Here is a 16,497-nt window from a genome sequence, read left to right on the forward strand (position 1 = left end):
TTCAGGCGGCAAGCCATCACTGCTGTCGGGACGGTTCCGCGGGTTTCGAAAGTTGCTGCTGCACGATTTCGGCAAGCTGCATCAACGTGAAGGGCTTGACCAGGAATGCCGAATTCTCGACCGGTGCGTGGTCATCGCCGAAAATTTCCTCGGTGTAGCCGGACATGAAGACCACAGCGGTGTGCGGCCTGTCCCTCCGCGCCTGGCGTACCCAGGTCGGGCCATCCATACCCGGCATGACCACATCCGTCACGAAGACATCTACCTGCAGCGCCCCATCCTGCAATATCTGCAAAGCCTGCTCGGCGCTGCCGGCCTCGAGCACATGGAAGCCCTTCAATCCGAGCGCACGAGAGGCAAATGCGCGAACGGGCGCCTCATCCTCGACCAGAAGCACGGTGGGTTTCTGCGCCCCTTTCACCGGCACATCAGCCGGAACTGGCGCCTCTTCAATCCGGGGCGGGCAATGTTCCGTGGGCATCTGCGCGGAAAAATACAGGGTGAAACTGGTTCCGCTGCCCAGCTTGCTGTCGCAGAAGATATATCCTCCGCTCTGCTTGACGATGCCATATACCGTTGACAGCCCCAGCCCGGTTCCCTCTCCGGTTCGCTTGGTCGTGAAGAATGGTTCAAAGATCTTCTGCAGATGCGCCGGCGCGATGCCGCAGCCCTCGTCGCGCACGCTTATTCGCACGTATTCACCGGCGGGGAGTTCGACACGCTCATATGTCACGGGTCGGGTGATCTGGACGAAATCGGTGTCAATCGTCACGTCACCTCCGTCCGGCATGGCATCTCTGGCGTTGACGACAAGATTCATGATGACCTGCTCCAACTGACGCTTGTCGGCACGGATGGGGCGCAGAGCCGGATCATGGTTGATGGTCAACCGGATCCGTTCTCCGACAAGGCGGTTCAGCAAATGCGTCAGATCGGCAAGCGTGTCGCGCACATCCAGCGTTTCCATGTGCAGCGCCTGCTTGCGCGAAAATGCCAGCAACTGCCCCACCAATGCAGCGGCCCGATTGGCATTCTGGTTGATCTGGTCAAGATCCGCATAATCGGGATGATCCTTGTCATGGCGCAGCATCAGCAGATCGCAATGTCCGCTGATCGCGGTCAGAAGATTGTTGAAGTCATGGGCTACGCCTCCGGCCAGCTGGCCAATGGCCTGCATCTTCTGGCTTTGAACGAATTGCGCTTCCAGCCTCTTCAAGGCGCTGGCGTCATTCAACACGGCGATCAGGCGCGCGCGTTCTCCGGGATAGACCGCCAGTGACACCTGGAAATACCTGTCCTGCGATGCGGCACTCCCATCGGCAGGCCCCTTGCCCCGCTGGCGCAGAACCTCGGGGCGGCCCTCGATCCGTCCGGCGCTGACATCAGCAATCCAATCCGCCAGTGGCCGGCCTGGCCCTTCCAGCAGATTGCCAAGATTTACATCCACAAGCTGCCCGGCATGGGCCTTGCCCAGAAGACGGCAGGCCGCTTCATTCGCATAGGAAACCCGCCCGTCACGCCATATCTGCAACAGCGCCACCGGCAGGGCGGCCAGCACCCCCAGATCGCCCGGATCCGTTTCGTCAGCACTCATCGCGACATCCATCGGCGTGATGGCGTCATCCGGCCGGTTATAGGACCAGACCCGCAATGGCGCATCCACGGCGCAACTCAAGGCAAGCACATTGCCATTGCCCAACGGCAATTCGGCATTCCCGCCAGCCATGGCCCGTTTCATGAGGTTGTTCACATCTGCCCTGGCATCGGCGCGAAGGCGCTGAAGCAATGCCAGAATATTCTGCCCCACGATATCGCCAAACTGATCCCGGGATGGCGCATTCTGAAAGATCACCAGTCCGTCACCGTCGCAGATCCAGACCGGCTCGGGTGCCGCAGATACCTCGCCCCGGATCGCCTTGAGCGCACGATGGACCGCCAGACCCTTCATGCCATGTGACAGCGACAATGCGCCACCCAGAAGATACCAGGCCACGGCCAGGGTCGAAAAGGCGATTGCCGTCCTGCCGACCTCAAGCGATGGCATGACCAGCAATCCGATTGAACCGATCATCGCCGGCGACAGCAGAACCGGCAAGAACGCAAGAGCCGCCCCGGAAAGTCCCAACCGTTCGTTCAGCTTCACCATCTGGATCGTCCCTCTGCGCACCTGCCGCTGAAAAACTTGCGGCAGAGAGCTTAACATCGGGTTAATCCATTGCAGCCCGGAAAATCACGGATTTCTCTGCAAGAGCGCCAGGAAAAATCCGTCGCTGGCCGTCACCGGGGTCCAGAGCTGACGTGAAATCAGGGAAAACCGGTCGTTTCTCGACAGGAAGGCCGCGATCTGCCGGTCATTCTCTTCGTCAAGCAACGAACAGGTCATATAGGCCAGATGCCCGGCCGGGGCGACGAATTTCGAACAGGAATCCAGTATCTGCGACTGGGTCGCGGTCAGATTGTCCAGATTCTTCTCGTCCAGACGCCATTTCGCATCCGGGCTGCGCCGCCACGTGCCCGAGCCCGAACATGGCACATCGGCCACCACCAGCTGATATTTTCCCGCGACCCTGTCAGTCAACCTGATCGAGACGCCCGCACGCGCCGCACGCGCCGGAATATCCTGCATCCGTCCGGGATCTGCGTCATGGGCGTCAATTTTCAGGCCACCCTGCCGGCACGCCAGCGCCAGCGCCTTGCCGCCCCCACCTGCGCAGTAATCCAGAACCCGGTCACCCGATTTCAGCGGCAACGCGGCACAGGCCATCTGCGGCGACAGGTCTTGCAGTTCGACCAGGCCTTCCAGATAGGCCCCACTTCGCGCAATCCGCCTCTCGCCCGAAGTCACCTGCAAGGCGCCCTCCAGCCGATCATCGGCCTTGGCCTCAACGCCATCATCGGCCAGCGCGGCCAGTGCCTGCTCGACACTGGACTTGCGCCCGTTCACGCGCAGCCAGACCGGAGCGCGCTGTCCCATGAGGGCGGCAATCCTGTCCGCTTCCTCCCCCAGGGATTCGCGCCAGAACGGCAGGATCCATTCAGGAAGGTCGATCACCGGGGGTGAATCCACACCCTGATGACGCTCGGCATCGCTCAGTGCCGCGGGGGCATGGCCCATGCCGGTGAAGACCGTGTCGGGATCGGTATCACCATCCCGCAGCATTCCGATCATCAGACGGCGCCCGTCACAACCGCCGCCAAGCGCGGCAAGGCTGTTGCGCCGACGCAGCGCCTCGAAGACCAGGTCACGCACGGCCGCACGATCACCCGACCCGGCAAAGCGGCTGGCGCGGGACCAACGCAGAAGCGATTGCTCGGCCGGATGTCCCGCCAGCACGCGATCAAGAATCTCGATAGCGGATGCGATACGCGCTGCCGGAGTCATGCGCGACCTCGGCGATCCCGGTCAGGACAAGACCATCTCGACTGCGCATCAGGAATCATGAACCCATCCTTCCAGCTTTGCCCGCCCCCAAAAAAAAGAGGCCCCGACATTGCGCGGTCCGCCCGAACAGACGGGCCGCGCATGCGAGGATCATCCCATCCGGTAGTTGGGGCTTTCGCGCGTGATCGAGACATCATGGACATGGCTTTCCTTCAGCCCTGCCCCGGTGATGCGGACGAATTCGCAGTTGCGGCGCATTTCCGCAATGGTTGCACATCCGGTATAGCCCATGGCCGCACGAAGCCCGCCCACCAGCTGATGGATGACGGTGCCTGCCGGCCCCTTGTAAGGCACCTGACCTTCGATGCCCTCGGGAACCAGCTTGTCGGTTGCGGCGTCCTTCTGGAAATAGCGATCGGCACTGCCGCGCGCCATCGCACCCATGCTGCCCATGCCGCGATAGGATTTGAAGCTGCGCCCCTGGTACAGGATCACTTCGCCCGGACTTTCATCGGTGCCGGCGATTGCACTGCCGACCATGGCACAGCTTGCACCCGCCGCGATGGCCTTGGCGAAATCGCCCGAAAACTTGATGCCTCCATCGGCGATCACCGGGATATCGCCCGCCGCCGAAGCCGCATCCATGATCGCTGTCAGCTGCGGCACGCCGACACCGGCGACGATGCGCGTGGTGCAGATGCTGCCCGGCCCGATGCCGACCTTGACGGCATCCGCACCCGCGCCGATCAGCGCCCGGGTCGCCTCGGCCGTTGCGACATTGCCGGCGACAACCTGAACGTCACCCGCATGGGCCTTGACGCGTTCGACAGATTTCGCGACGCCCGCCGAATGGCCATGCGCCGTGTCGATCACCACCATGTCCACGCCAGCCTCGATCAGGGCCATGCTGCGTTCAAATCCCTCGTCCCCGACGGTCGAGGCCGCGGCGACGCGCAGACGTCCCAGATCATCCTTGCAGGCCTGGGGGTTCAGGACGGCATTCTTGGTGTCCTTCAGCGTCAGCAGACCGGTCAGCTTGCCCTGGCCATCGGTGACCAGCAGCTTTTCGATCCGGCGCTCTTTCATCAGGTTGATGGCCTGCTCGCGGTCCGCAGGCTCGGTCAGCATGGCCAGACCTTCCGAGGTCATCATGGCACGCACCGGCGTCTTGTCATCGCTGGCAAAACGCATGTCGCGATTGGTCACGATACCAAGCACCCGGCCTTCCGAGTCAACGACCGGAAAACCGGTGACGTTATAGCGTTCCTGCAGGGCCTTGGCATCGGCCAGCGTCTGGTCGGGCCGCAGGGTGATCGGCCGGAACACGATGCCGGATTCGAAACGCTTGACCTTGCTGACCTCATCGGCCTGTTGCTCGGTCGTCAGGTTGCGGTGAATGACGCCCATGCCGCCCGATTGCGCCATCGCGATCGCCATCCGGCTTTCGGTGACGGTATCCATCGCGGATGACAGCAGGGGAATATTCATCCTGATCGAACGGGTGACATGGGTCGTCACATCCGCAGTGGATGGCATCACCGTCGAAGCGGCGGGTACCAGAAGAACATCATCAAAGGTCAAAGCCTCACGAATCTGCATGGCGGGGGTCCTTGCGGCAATTTCGTTTGGCAGTTTCCCCTTTCACGCGGCGGCGGGATTGTCCAGCCCGCGGATGCATTTTTCACAGGACGCAGATTCAGGCATGGGTGCGGCAATCGGCCATCACGAACACGTTGCGACAATGTCACTGTGTCGCAAGGTCACATTAACCAAGAAGCCTATTTCCCGGGGACGCAGATTGATTCGCCGTTTACTCTGTTTACTCTGCACCCAAGGGTCATCTGATCCGACAAAGGGAGGTAACAATCATGAAGTTTGCATATTCGGGTCTCGCGGCGCTGCTGGTAAGCACTGCACCCGCCTTTGCCGGTGGTATCGAACGGGCACCCCAGTCACTGAGTGCCCTGTTCGAGGACGGGAATTACGTGGAACTCGGCTTTGGCGCCGTCACCCCAAGCGTCGAGGGCACGGATTCACTTGGCTATTCCACCGGCGATGTCGCCAATGGATACGGTTTCTTCAGCCTGGCCTACAAGCATCAGTTCAACCAGAACCTGTCGGGCGCCCTGATCATCGAACAGCCCTTCGGTGCCGATCTCAGCTATGCCTCGGCCCTGAATGGCGGTTCGGTCCTGCTGGGCGGCACCGCAGTCGAGGTGAATTCCACCACATATACCGCCCTGCTGCGCTATAAGTTCGACAACAACATCTCGTTTCACGGCGGTATCCGCGGATCATATGCCGATGGCGATGTGACGCTGGACGGCGCAGCCTACAGCTCGGTGGCGGGATATAACGTCAATCTCGACGGGGCGTGGGGCGTGGGCTATGTCGTCGGCGCAGCCTATGAAATTCCCGAATATGCGGCACGGGTCTCACTGACCTACAACTCGAAGATCGACCATGATTTCGACACCGTCGAAACCGGGCCGCTGATCTCGACGCCTTTCGGTGATCTGCCCTTGCTGAACGGGGAATCGACCACCACCGTCTCGACCCCCGAAGCCGTCAACCTGGAATTCCAGACCGGCATCGCCGCCGATACCCTGCTTTTCGGATCGGTTCGCTGGGTCAACTGGAGCGAATTCCTGGTCGATCCCCAGAATTTCACATCCGTGACCGGGGCCGGGCTTGTCGAACTGGAAGACACCACGACCTATACGATCGGCATCGGGCGCAAATTCTCGGAAACATGGTCGGGTTCGGCCGCCTTCACCTATGAGCCGGATGGCGATGATCTGGTGTCGCCGCTGGCCCCGACGAACGGCCGCATGGGCATCACGCTTGCCGCGATCTACACCATGGACAACATGAAGATCACCACCGGCATCAACTATACGAAACTGGGCGATGCCAAGCCGGAAACCAACGACACGGCGCGCGCCTCGATGGAGGACAACGACCTCTGGGGCGTGGGTATCCGTATCGGCTACAGCTTCTGATCGCCTTGACACCACGACCGAAGGCGGCCCTGTTCGGGCCGCCTTTTTCATGCCGGTGCCGCCCCGTGCCGTGACCGACCTGCGCGGCGGAAAGCATGACCGCTCCCTGCCCTTCCCTATGGCGCGTCGAGCCACTAGTTATGGCGCCAGCAGCAAGGGGTGCGTGATGATCTATGGCAGTGGCCGCGAGTGGCTGGAATCCGCAAACAAACGGGTCGTCCTGTTCGGCATGTCCGGCCTGGGCAAAACCTATCTGTCCAACATGCTGCGCGACGCGGGAAACTGGTTCCACTATTCGATCGATTACCGTATCGGCACCCGCTACATGGGCGAATTCATCGCCGACAACTTCAAGCGCGAGGCGATGAAGGTCCCGTTTCTGCGCGAACTGCTGATGTCGGACAGCGTCTATATCGCCAGCAATATCACCTTTGAAAACCTTGCGCCGCTGTCGACCTATCTGGGCAAACCGGGCAGCGCCAGCCGCGGCGGCCTGGACTTCACCGAATATTGCCTGCGTCAGAACCAGCATCGTCATGCCGAAATCTCGGCCCTGCTGGACACCCGCCATTTCCTGGACCGGGCGATAGATATCTACAACATTCCGCATTTCGTCTGCGATTCCGGCGGCTCGATCTGCGAGGTGGTTGATCCGCAGGATCCGCAGGACCCGGTTCTGACGGCGATGGAGCGGGATCTGTTGATGGTATGGATCAAGGGAACCGAGGCCCATACCGCTGAACTGGTCCGCCGGTTCGACCGCGCGCCCAAGCCGATGTATTACCAGCCACAGTTTCTGGAAGATGCCTGGATTTCCTATCGCGTGGAAAAGGGCCTGCAGGAAGATGAGGTCAACCCCGACGACTTCATCCGCTGGACCTATGCGCGGGCGTTGGCCCATCGCCAGCCTCGCTATGAGGCCATGGCACAACGCGGCGTGACCATCACCGCAGAAGAAGTGTCACAGATCCGCAGCCCCGAGGACTTCAACGCCCTGATCGCCCGCGCCATCGACCGCAAGGATTGATTTCATGCCCATTACCCTGAACGAGAACCTGCCCGCATATCGCATCCTGTCGAATGAAGGCGTGATGGTGATGTCGCCGGGACGGGCCGCAACCCAGGACATCCGGCCCCTGCGGATCGGGCTGCTGAACCTGATGCCCAAGAAGATCCAGACGGAAAACCAGTTTGCCCGTCTGATCGGTGCCACGCCGCTGCAGATCGATTTCCAGCTGATCCGCATGTCCGATCACGAAAGCCGCAATACCGCCGCCGATCACATGGAGAGCTTTTATCGCCCCTTTCGCGACGTCGAGGCCACGGGCGAGAAATTCGACGGGCTGATCATCACCGGCGCCCCGATCGAGCATCTGCCCTTCGATCAGGTCACCTATTGGGATGAACTGACCCGCGTCTTTGCATGGACCCAAAGTCACGTCCATTCCACCTTTGGGGTCTGCTGGGGCGGCATGGCCATGGCATGGCATTTCCACGGCCTGCAAAAGCATATGTTGAAGCAGAAGGCCTTCGGTTGTTTCCGCCATCGAAATCTTGACCAGACCTCGCCCTATCTGCGCGGCTTTTCCGATGACGTGCTGGTTCCGGTCAGCCGCTGGACCGAGATCAATCAGGCCGAGGTCGATCAATGCCCCGATCTGACCACGCTGCTGGCCAGCGATGAGGTCGGCCCCTGCCTGCTGGAGGACAAATCGCGGCGGGCGCTGTATATTTTCAACCATCTGGAATATGACAGCACCACGCTGAAGGAAGAATACGACCGCGATGTCGAGGCCGGAAAGCCGGTCAATATCCCCCGGAACTATTATCCCGATGACGATCCGACGCAGCCGCCGTTGAACCGCTGGCGCAGCCACGCCCATCTGCTCTACGGTAACTGGATCAACGAAATCTACCAGACGACATCCTATGACATGTCGCGCATCGGAGAGGGACAAGACCATGGCTGATACGATGAGCATGCCTCTGGTGGGCCAGATCAGCGACTATCTGCAGAACGGTGCGCCCAAGGAGATCCGCGAAACCATCGAGAAGGCCGGCAAGAACGAGATCCTGGATCGGAGCTACCCCTATCGGCAGCAGATGGACAAGGACGAATATCAGTCCCGGATGGAGAACCTGCAGCTTCAGCTGGTCCGCATGACACATGGTGTGAAAACCACCGGGCGACGTGTCGTGGTTCTGTTCGAAGGCCGCGATGCCGCCGGCAAGGGCGGCACGATCGAACGTGTGCGCCAGAACCTCAACCCCCGGTCATGCTATATCGTCGCCCTGCCCAAACCGACCGAACGCGAGACGACCCAGTGGTATTTCCAGCGCTATGTTGCCCGCCTGCCTGCCGGCGGAGAGATCGCCCTGTTCGACCGCAGCTGGTACAACCGCGGCGTCGTCGAACGGGTCTTCGGTTTCTCAAGCGGTCCGCAGCGCAGCGCCTTTTTCCGGCAACTGCCGAATTTTGAACAGACATTGGTTGATGACAACATCACGCTGGTCAAGCTGTGGCTGAATGTCGGTCGGGCCGAACAACTGATCCGCTTTCTGGCGCGCGAAAAGGACCCGCTGAAACAATGGAAGCTGTCGAATGTCGATGTCGAAGGGCTGGCCAAATGGGATGAATACAGCGAGGCCATCCACGACACGCTGCATCTGTCGCATTCGCCGATTTCACCCTGGACGGTGATCCGTTCCGACGACAAGCGCCGCGCCCGGATCGCCGCGATTCAGACCATCCTGCATGCGGTCGATTTTCCCGGCAAGGACAGCGCCATGATCGGGACCGTCGACAAGATGATTGCCGGCGGCCCGGAAATGCTGGACGCCTGAGCACACGCCCCTTGGCAGATGGCTTGCCGGCCCCGACGACGCATGCGCGGCAGGGCACGCAAGGCTCTTGCTTGGTCCATGGGCTGGGGCTAGCGTCTTGGAGAGTCTCCAACAGGAAAGCCATCTCATGCGTTTGATGACGACAACATTTCTTGCCGCCGGTCTGGCGCTGCCCGCATTCGCTGCAGATCCGGAACTGACAGTTTTTGACTGGGCAGGTTTCGAGGAGCCCGAGATCTTTCAGGGCTATATCGACAAACATGGCGACAGCCCGACCTTCGCCTTTTACGGCGACGATGATGAAGCATTCCAGAAGCTTGCCTCGGGCTTCAAGGCGGATGTGGTTCACCCCTGCAGCCAGATGGTCGGCAAATATCGCGACGCCGGCCTGATAGAACCATGGGATGTGTCGAGGATCCCGGCCTTTGACACGCTGGATCCGAAATTCCTGGCATCCGAAGTGTTCAAGGATGATGACGGCGTCTGGTATATTCCCACAGACTGGGGCGCAACGGCCATCGCCTATAACACCGAGACCGTGCCGCAGGAGGACGTTTCAACCCTGCAGGTCTTCGTCGATCCCAAATATCAGGGCCGCACTTCTTTGCCCGACAGTTCTGATGATGTCTGGGCGCTGGCCTATCTGGCGACCGGCACCACGGATTGGACCGCAGTCACCGACGAGCAATTCGATGCGGCCGCCGAATGGCTGCGCCAGGCCCATCAGAATGTCGCGGCCTATTGGGCAGATCCGTCGGAACAAGCGCAGCTGATGGCTTCGGGTGCCGTGGATATCGCCTGGTCCTGGAATGACGGCGTGGTCTATCTGCAAGAGGACAACTATCCGGTCGGCTTTGAACGGGCCCCGAAAGAGGGTTCCTCGACCTTCTTCTGCGGTTTCGTCAATCTGAAGGACGCCCCTGGCAGCGAAGACAAGGCCTATGACTTCATCAATGCCTGGTTGGAGCCCTCGGCAGGCAAGGCGCTGCTTGATGCCATCGGCTATGGCCACACATCGACCGAAGCCATGGCGACGGTGGCAGACGAGCAGGCGGTGAAGGACGGGTTGTCGGAAACCAATGCGCCAATCCTGTCGCAGACACCGAATTCACCCGAACAGCGCGAAAGACAGCTGGCCGAGTTCGAAAAGATCAAGGCTGGTTTCTGATCACGCCTTTCAAAGGATGAAAATGTTGCGGGGCCGGGATGCGATATGCAGCCCGGCCCCTTGCCGTTTCACCCAAAGGCAGGCCTCCACTGTCAGGCCGCGTCATCACGGGCAATATGGATCGCGCCATCGACCACTTCGATCGGCACCGGCTCCAAGCCGCAATCCGCCCCTTCGACGACCGCGCCGGTGTCGATGTCGAACCGCGCGCCATGGGCAGTGCAAAGCAACTTCGTGCCATCCGCCGACAGGATCCGGTCGCCGCGATAATTCAGCGGCAGGAACTGATGGGGGCAGGCATTCACATAAGCCCGAAAGCCGTCACCGCGCCGCATGATCAACAGGGGAAAGCTGCCCTTTTCCGTTTCCACGGTCAGGGCTGCCGGTTCGTTGACCTCTTCGGCCAGGCAAAGCCGGGTGCCCGGCGCAGGCGCCGAGGAATAATCGGTCCAACTCATTGCTGCCAATGCGGCCCCGCCAACGGCAGGGCCTTCTCCATCATTCGGCCGGGGTGGCGTCAAGAACGCCACGGCGGATCTGGTCTTCCTCGATCGATTCGAACAGGGCGCGGAAATTACCCTCGCCAAAGCCGTCGTCCCCCTTGCGCTGGATGAATTCGAAGAAGATCGGCCCGATCACGGTTTTCGAGAAGATCTGCAGCAGGATTCGGGTCTCTCCGCCGCCGACGACGCCTTCGCCATCGATCAGGATGCCTCGCCGCTTCATGCGGTCGATCGGCTCTTGATGTCCTTTGACGCGCTTGTGCGACATTTCGTAATAGGTGTCGGGCGGTCCGGGCATGAATTCCATACCGGCATCGGCAATCCTGTCCGTGCCCGCATAGATATCTTCCGACGCAATGGCGATATGCTGGATTCCCTCGCCCTTGTATTCACGCAGATATTCCTCGATCTGGCTGTGATCATCGGTGGATTCATTGATCGGAATCCGGATCTTGCCATCGGGCGAGGTCAAGGCACGACTGACCAGGCCGGTCTGTTTGCCCTTGATGTCGAAATACTTGATTTCGCGGAAATTGAACGTGTCGTGGTAGAATTTGTACCAGGTGTCCATATTGCCGCGGATCACGTTGTGGGTCAGGTGATCGAGGTAATAGAAACCGAAACCCTCGGGGCGCGGATTGACCTCGCCCAGCCAGTCGAAATTGGCTTCATAGGCGCTGCCGTCCTCGCCGTAGGTATCGACGAAATACAGCAGCGAGCCACCGATGCCATAGACCGCCGGCACATCCAGGGATTTGCCGCTGCCGGTATATTCGGTCGCGCCCAGATCCAGCGCGCGCTTCAGCGCGGCCTGTGCATCAACGACCCGCCATGCCATCGAAGGCGCACAGGGGCCGTGATCGCGGACGAATTCCGCCGCGTGGCTGTCGGCTTCGGCGTTCAGCAGATAGTTGATGTCTCCCTGGCGATACAGGGTGATGTTCTTGGTCCTGTGTCTGGCAACGGGGGTGAACCCCATCTGCCGAAAGATCCTGTCCAGAATCTCGGGCTGGGGATGGGCAAATTCCACGAATTCGAAACCATCGGTGCCCGCCGGGTTGGATGCGCTGATAGTCGCCTTGGGGGCGTCATGAGGAAATGGTCCCATGGCATGCTCCTGTTCGTTGTGTCATGTCGCTCTGTCTTCATGATGCCATCACCACGCTGCAAAAACCTTGCGAAGGAACGCGCTCTTCGCGCATTATCGCACGAAACATGCATGCAGTCGGAAAGATGCGCACAAAATGGAACTGGACAGCTATGATATCGCGTTGCTTGCCGCATTGCAGAAAGACGGATCCATGACCAATGCGGCGCTGGCCGAGATCGTCAATCTCTCGCCATCGCAATGCTCTCGCCGTCGCGGCGCGCTGGAACAGGCGGGCGTGATCGAAGGGTATTCGGCCCGCCTCAGCGCTGCCAAACTGGGCTATGGGCTGCGGGCGGTGATCCGGGTGAACCTGTCCAGCCATGGACAGGGCAAGGAAAGCGATTTCGCGCGATTTGTCACCGCACAGCCGCTGATCCGTTCGGCCTTTTCAGTTTCGGGCGATGCGGATTATGTGCTGGATGTGCGTGCACGCGATCTGGATGCCTTTGCCGATTTCGTGCATCGCCATCTGCTGCCCCATCCGCAGGTGTCGCAGGTTCGCTCGGAAATCGTGCTCAAGACGCTCAAGGATGAAAGGGGCGTCTCGCTCGGCTAGATTATCGAATCCGCTCATCATCTTCTGGAATATTATGAATTTGCCGTCGCCGAGAAGCGCGCCTATGTTGCCTGCTTCCTGACAAAGGCGCGAACATGACCGGCAAGCTTCCACTCTCACCCGCTTTCGCAGCGCTGAACCGCGCTGCCTCTGAACGCATTCTGATTCTGGATGGGGCGATGGGCACCCAGATCCAGCAGCTTGGGCTGGATGAGGATGACTATACCGGTCACGCCTCGGGCCATGTCTGCCGCCATCACACGGATCATCCGCAAAAGGGCAACAACGACCTGTTGATCCTGACCCAGCCCGAGGCGGTCGAGGATATCCATTATCGCTATGCCATGGCTGGCGCGGATATCGTGGAAACCAACACCTTTTCCTCGACCACGATCGCACAGGCGGATTACGCGCTGGAAAATGCCGTGCATGATCTGAATGTCGAGGGTGCGCGCATCGTGCGCCGGGCGCTGGACCGTGCCACCGCCAAGGACGGGCGCCCACGCTGGGTTGCCGGCGCCCTGGGACCGACCAACCGCACCGCATCGATCAGCCCGGACGTGAACAATCCGGGCTATCGTGCCGTGACCTTTGACGATTTGCGTCAGGCCTATCTGCAGCAGGCCAACGGTTTGATCGAAGGTGGTGCCGATATCCTGCTGATCGAGACAATCTTCGACACGCTGAATGCCAAGGCCGCGATCTTTGCCTGCATGCAGGCGATGGAGACGCATGGCCAACGCCTGCCGCTGATGATTTCGGGCACGATCACCGATGCTTCTGGGCGCACCCTGTCGGGGCAGACGCCGACGGCCTTCTGGCATTCCGTGCGGCATGCCCAGCCCTGGACGGTCGGGCTGAATTGCGCCCTTGGGGCCGAGGCGATGCGCCCGCATCTGGCGGAACTCTCCGGCGTGGCCGATACGCTGATCTGCGCCTATCCCAATGCCGGCCTGCCCAATGCCTTTGGCCAATATGACGAAGGACCCGATGACACTGCGCGCCAGATCGCCGGTTTCGCCCGCGACGGATTGGTCAATGTGGTCGGCGGCTGCTGCGGCACCACCCCCGAACATATCAGCGCCATTGCCGAGGCGGTGGCCGAATTTTCTCCGAGAAAGGTCCCCGAATATGCCTGACCGCCAGTTGCGCCTATCCGGCCTGGAGCCCTTTGTCCTGACGCCCGACATCCCTTTCGTGAATGTCGGGGAACGCACCAATGTCACCGGCAGCGCCCGCTTTCGCAAGTTGATCAAGAATCGTGACTATGCCACCGCATTAGAGGTCGCCCGCGATCAGGTGGAAAACGGCGCCCAGATCATCGACATCAACATGGATGAAGGGCTGATCGATTCCAAAGCCGCCATGGTCGAATTCCTGAACCTGCTGGCGGCCGAGCCGGATATCGCCCGCGTGCCGATCATGCTCGACAGCTCGAAATGGGAAGTGATCGAGGCCGGTCTGCAATGCGTTCAGGGCAAGCCGGTCGTCAATTCGATCAGCATGAAAGAAGGCGAAGAGCAGTTCCGCCATCACGCCCGGCTTTGCCTGGCCTATGGCGCGGCGGTTGTGGTCATGGCCTTTGACGAACAGGGTCAGGCCGACACATGCGCACGCAAGATCGAAATCTGCGCCCGCGCCTATCGCATTCTGGTCGATGAGGTCGGCTTCCCGCCCGAAGACATCATCTTTGATCCCAATATCTTCGCCGTGGCGACGGGAATCGAGGAGCATGACAATTACGGCGTCGATTTCATCGAGGCCACCCGCTGGATCCGCCAGAACCTGCCCCATGCCCATGTCTCGGGTGGCGTGTCGAACCTGTCTTTCAGCTTTCGCGGCAATGAACCCGTGCGCGAGGCGATGCATGCGGTGTTCCTGTATCACGCCATTCAGGCGGGCATGGATATGGGCATCGTCAATGCCGGTCAGTTGGCTGTCTACGACCAGATTGATCCCGATCTGCGCGACGCCTGCGAGGATGTGGTTCTGAACCGCCAGCCCGAATCGGGCGGCACCGCAACCGAACGCCTGCTGGAGATCGCCGAACGTTTCCGTGGCGATGGCGGGGCACAACGGCGCGAGAAGGATCTGACATGGCGTGAATGGCCGATCGAAAAACGGCTGGAACATGCGCTGGTCAATGGCATCACCGAATATATCGATGCCGATACCGAGGAAGCCCGCCTTTCAGCCGAGCGCCCTCTGCATGTGATCGAAGGCCCGTTGATGGCGGGAATGAATGTCGTGGGCGATCTGTTCGGCGCGGGCAAGATGTTCCTGCCGCAGGTGGTGAAATCGGCACGGGTGATGAAACAGGCCGTGGCAGTTCTTCTTCCCTATATGGAAGAAGAGAAACGCCTGAATGGCGGGACCGAACGTGAGACCGCGGGCAAGGTTCTGATGGCAACGGTCAAGGGCGATGTGCATGACATCGGCAAGAATATCGTCGGCGTCGTTCTGGCCTGCAACAACTACGAGGTGATCGACCTTGGCGTGATGGTGCCGCCCCAGAAAATCCTGGAAGTCGCCCGGGCCGAGAAGGTCGATGTGATAGGTCTGTCGGGTCTGATCACGCCATCACTGGATGAAATGGTCCATCTGGCCAACGAGATGGAGCGCGAGGGCTTCGAGATCCCGCTGCTGATTGGCGGCGCCACGACCTCGAAGATCCACACTGCCGTCAAGATCGCGCCGCGCTATTCCAAGGGACCGGCGGTCTATGTCACCGACGCCAGCCGTGCGGTCGGCGTTGTCTCTGCCCTGCTCAGCCCGGCGCAGCAGCAAAGCTATGTCGCCGGCATCCGCGATGACTATGCGCAGGTCGCCGAAAGGCACGAACGGTCAGAGGCCGCCAAGACCCGCCTCTCGCTTCAGGCAGCACGCGACAACGCGCTGAAGCTGGACTGGACCGGTTTCGAAGCCAGAACCCCCGGCTTTACCGGAACCCATGTCGTGGACGATTGGGATCTGGCCGAGATCGCGCGCTATATCGACTGGACCCCGTTCTTCCAGACATGGGAGCTGAAGGGCGTCTATCCGCGCATCCTTGAGGATGAAAAGCAGGGCGAAGCGGCGCGCAGCCTGTATCACGATGCCCAGCAGATGCTGGCGCGCATCATCGCCGAAAAATGGTTCCAACCGCGCGCGGTGGTCGGATTCTGGCCAGCCAATTCGGCGGGCGATGACATCCGCCTGTTCACCGGCGAGGACCGCCAGCAGGAACTGGCCACGCTGCACACCCTGCGCCAACAGGTCAGCAAGCGCGGCGGACGCCCCAATGTGGCCCTGTCCGATTTCGTCGCGCCCGAAGGTCATCGCGACTATGTCGGCGGCTTCGTCGTGACCTCGGGGCCGGAAGAACAGGAGATTGCCGCCCGCTATGAACGCGCCAATGACGATTACGGCGCGATCATGGTCAAGGCGCTGTCCGACCGCATTGCCGAAGCCATGGCGGAAATGCTGCATGAACGGGTGCGCAAGGAATACTGGGGCTATGGCGCGGATGAAACCTATGCCCCGGATGAATTGATCAAGGAACCCTATGCCGGTATCCGCCCCGCGCCCGGCTATCCGGCACAGCCCGATCATACCGAGAAGCTGACCCTGTTCCGCCTGCTGGAGGCCGAGAAACACACCGGCGTCGAACTGACCGAAAGCATGGCGATGTGGCCGGGAAGTTCGGTCTCGGGGCTCTATATCGGCCATCCCGAGTCCTATTACTTCGGTGTTGCCAAGATCGAGGAAGATCAGGCCCGCGACTATGCTGCACGCAAGGGCATGGATCTGGCCGAGGTCGAACGCTGGCTGGCACCCGTGCTCAACTATGTGCGCAAGGAAAATGCCGCCTGAGTGGCACAATGGACAAGGGGGCGACCGTCATGGATCGCCC

13 protein-coding genes are annotated in these 16,497 nt (G+C 60.6%); 8 read left to right on the forward strand and 5 right to left on the reverse strand.

Annotation, left to right across the window (positions count from 1 at the left end; all coding sequences use genetic code 11):
- Nucleotides 1-16: 16 nt before the first annotated feature.
- From JHW44_RS10405 to guaB, 3 genes are all read right to left on the reverse strand, one after another.
- Nucleotides 17-2,146 (reverse strand): hybrid sensor histidine kinase/response regulator, encoded by a 2,130-nt coding sequence (locus JHW44_RS10405; protein ID WP_245847129.1) that lies wholly within the window; start codon nt 2,144-2,146, stop codon nt 17-19.
- Nucleotides 2,147-2,230: 84 nt separating this feature from the next.
- Nucleotides 2,231-3,382 (reverse strand): RsmB/NOP family class I SAM-dependent RNA methyltransferase, encoded by a 1,152-nt coding sequence (locus JHW44_RS10410; protein WP_089344547.1) that lies wholly within the window; start codon nt 3,380-3,382, stop codon nt 2,231-2,233.
- Nucleotides 3,383-3,532: 150 nt separating this feature from the next.
- Nucleotides 3,533-4,981, reverse strand: coding sequence for an IMP dehydrogenase (gene guaB, locus JHW44_RS10415; RefSeq protein ID WP_089344546.1), 1,449 nt, complete (start codon nt 4,979-4,981; stop codon nt 3,533-3,535).
- Between the two features lie 269 nt (nt 4,982-5,250).
- On the opposite strand from guaB, the gene JHW44_RS10420 reads away from it, so the two are divergent.
- From JHW44_RS10420 to JHW44_RS10440, 5 genes are all read left to right on the forward strand, one after another.
- Nucleotides 5,251-6,384 (forward strand): OmpP1/FadL family transporter, encoded by a 1,134-nt coding sequence (locus tag JHW44_RS10420; RefSeq protein ID WP_089344545.1) that lies wholly within the window; start codon nt 5,251-5,253, stop codon nt 6,382-6,384.
- 166 nt (nt 6,385-6,550) lie between these two features.
- On the forward strand, nt 6,551-7,411 hold the full coding sequence (locus tag JHW44_RS10425; protein WP_089344544.1) for an ATPase: 861 nt from the start codon (nt 6,551-6,553) through the stop codon (nt 7,409-7,411).
- Between the two features lie 4 nt (nt 7,412-7,415).
- Nucleotides 7,416-8,354, forward strand: coding sequence for a homoserine O-succinyltransferase (locus JHW44_RS10430; RefSeq protein WP_089344543.1), 939 nt, complete (start codon nt 7,416-7,418; stop codon nt 8,352-8,354).
- A 4-nt stretch (nt 8,355-8,358) separates the two neighbouring features.
- Nucleotides 8,359-9,228 (forward strand): polyphosphate kinase 2, encoded by an 870-nt coding sequence (ppk2, locus tag JHW44_RS10435; RefSeq protein ID WP_089344542.1) that lies wholly within the window; start codon nt 8,359-8,361, stop codon nt 9,226-9,228.
- A 127-nt stretch (nt 9,229-9,355) separates the two neighbouring features.
- A complete protein-coding gene (locus JHW44_RS10440) occupies nt 9,356-10,396 on the forward strand; it encodes an ABC transporter substrate-binding protein (protein ID WP_089344541.1) in 1,041 nt (346 codons plus the stop codon).
- Nucleotides 10,397-10,488: 92 nt separating this feature from the next.
- Here JHW44_RS10440 and JHW44_RS10445 read toward each other — a convergent pair whose 3' ends face one another.
- Nucleotides 10,489-10,854, reverse strand: a complete 366-nt coding sequence (locus JHW44_RS10445; protein ID WP_089344540.1) for a Rieske (2Fe-2S) protein — start codon at nt 10,852-10,854, stop codon at nt 10,489-10,491.
- A 40-nt stretch (nt 10,855-10,894) separates the two neighbouring features.
- The gene (gene hppD, locus JHW44_RS10450; protein ID WP_089344539.1) at nt 10,895-12,007 is read right to left on the reverse strand and encodes a 4-hydroxyphenylpyruvate dioxygenase; all 1,113 of its coding nucleotides are present in this window, start codon (nt 12,005-12,007) and stop codon (nt 10,895-10,897) included.
- Between the two features lie 136 nt (nt 12,008-12,143).
- Between hppD and JHW44_RS10455 the strand changes: the two genes are divergently transcribed.
- The 3 genes from JHW44_RS10455 to metH all read left to right on the forward strand — a co-directional run bounded on the left by JHW44_RS10455 (nt 12,144) and on the right by metH (nt 16,457).
- Entirely contained in the window at nt 12,144-12,605 is a 462-nt protein-coding gene (locus JHW44_RS10455; protein ID WP_089344538.1) for an Lrp/AsnC family transcriptional regulator, read from the forward strand.
- 95 nt (nt 12,606-12,700) lie between these two features.
- Nucleotides 12,701-13,744 carry a homocysteine S-methyltransferase family protein gene (locus JHW44_RS10460; RefSeq protein WP_089344537.1) on the forward strand — a complete coding sequence of 348 codons (1,044 nt, stop codon included), beginning with the start codon at nt 12,701-12,703 and terminating at the stop codon, nt 13,742-13,744.
- Nucleotides 13,737-16,457 (forward strand): methionine synthase, encoded by a 2,721-nt coding sequence (gene metH / locus JHW44_RS10465; RefSeq protein ID WP_089344536.1) that lies wholly within the window; start codon nt 13,737-13,739, stop codon nt 16,455-16,457. The genes JHW44_RS10460 and metH overlap by 8 nt, the downstream gene beginning before the upstream one ends.
- The last annotated feature ends 40 nt before the right edge of the window (nt 16,458-16,497 follow it).

It is taken from the genome of Paracoccus seriniphilus (genome assembly GCF_028553745.1).
GTDB lineage: Bacteria > Pseudomonadota > Alphaproteobacteria > Rhodobacterales > Rhodobacteraceae > Paracoccus > Paracoccus seriniphilus.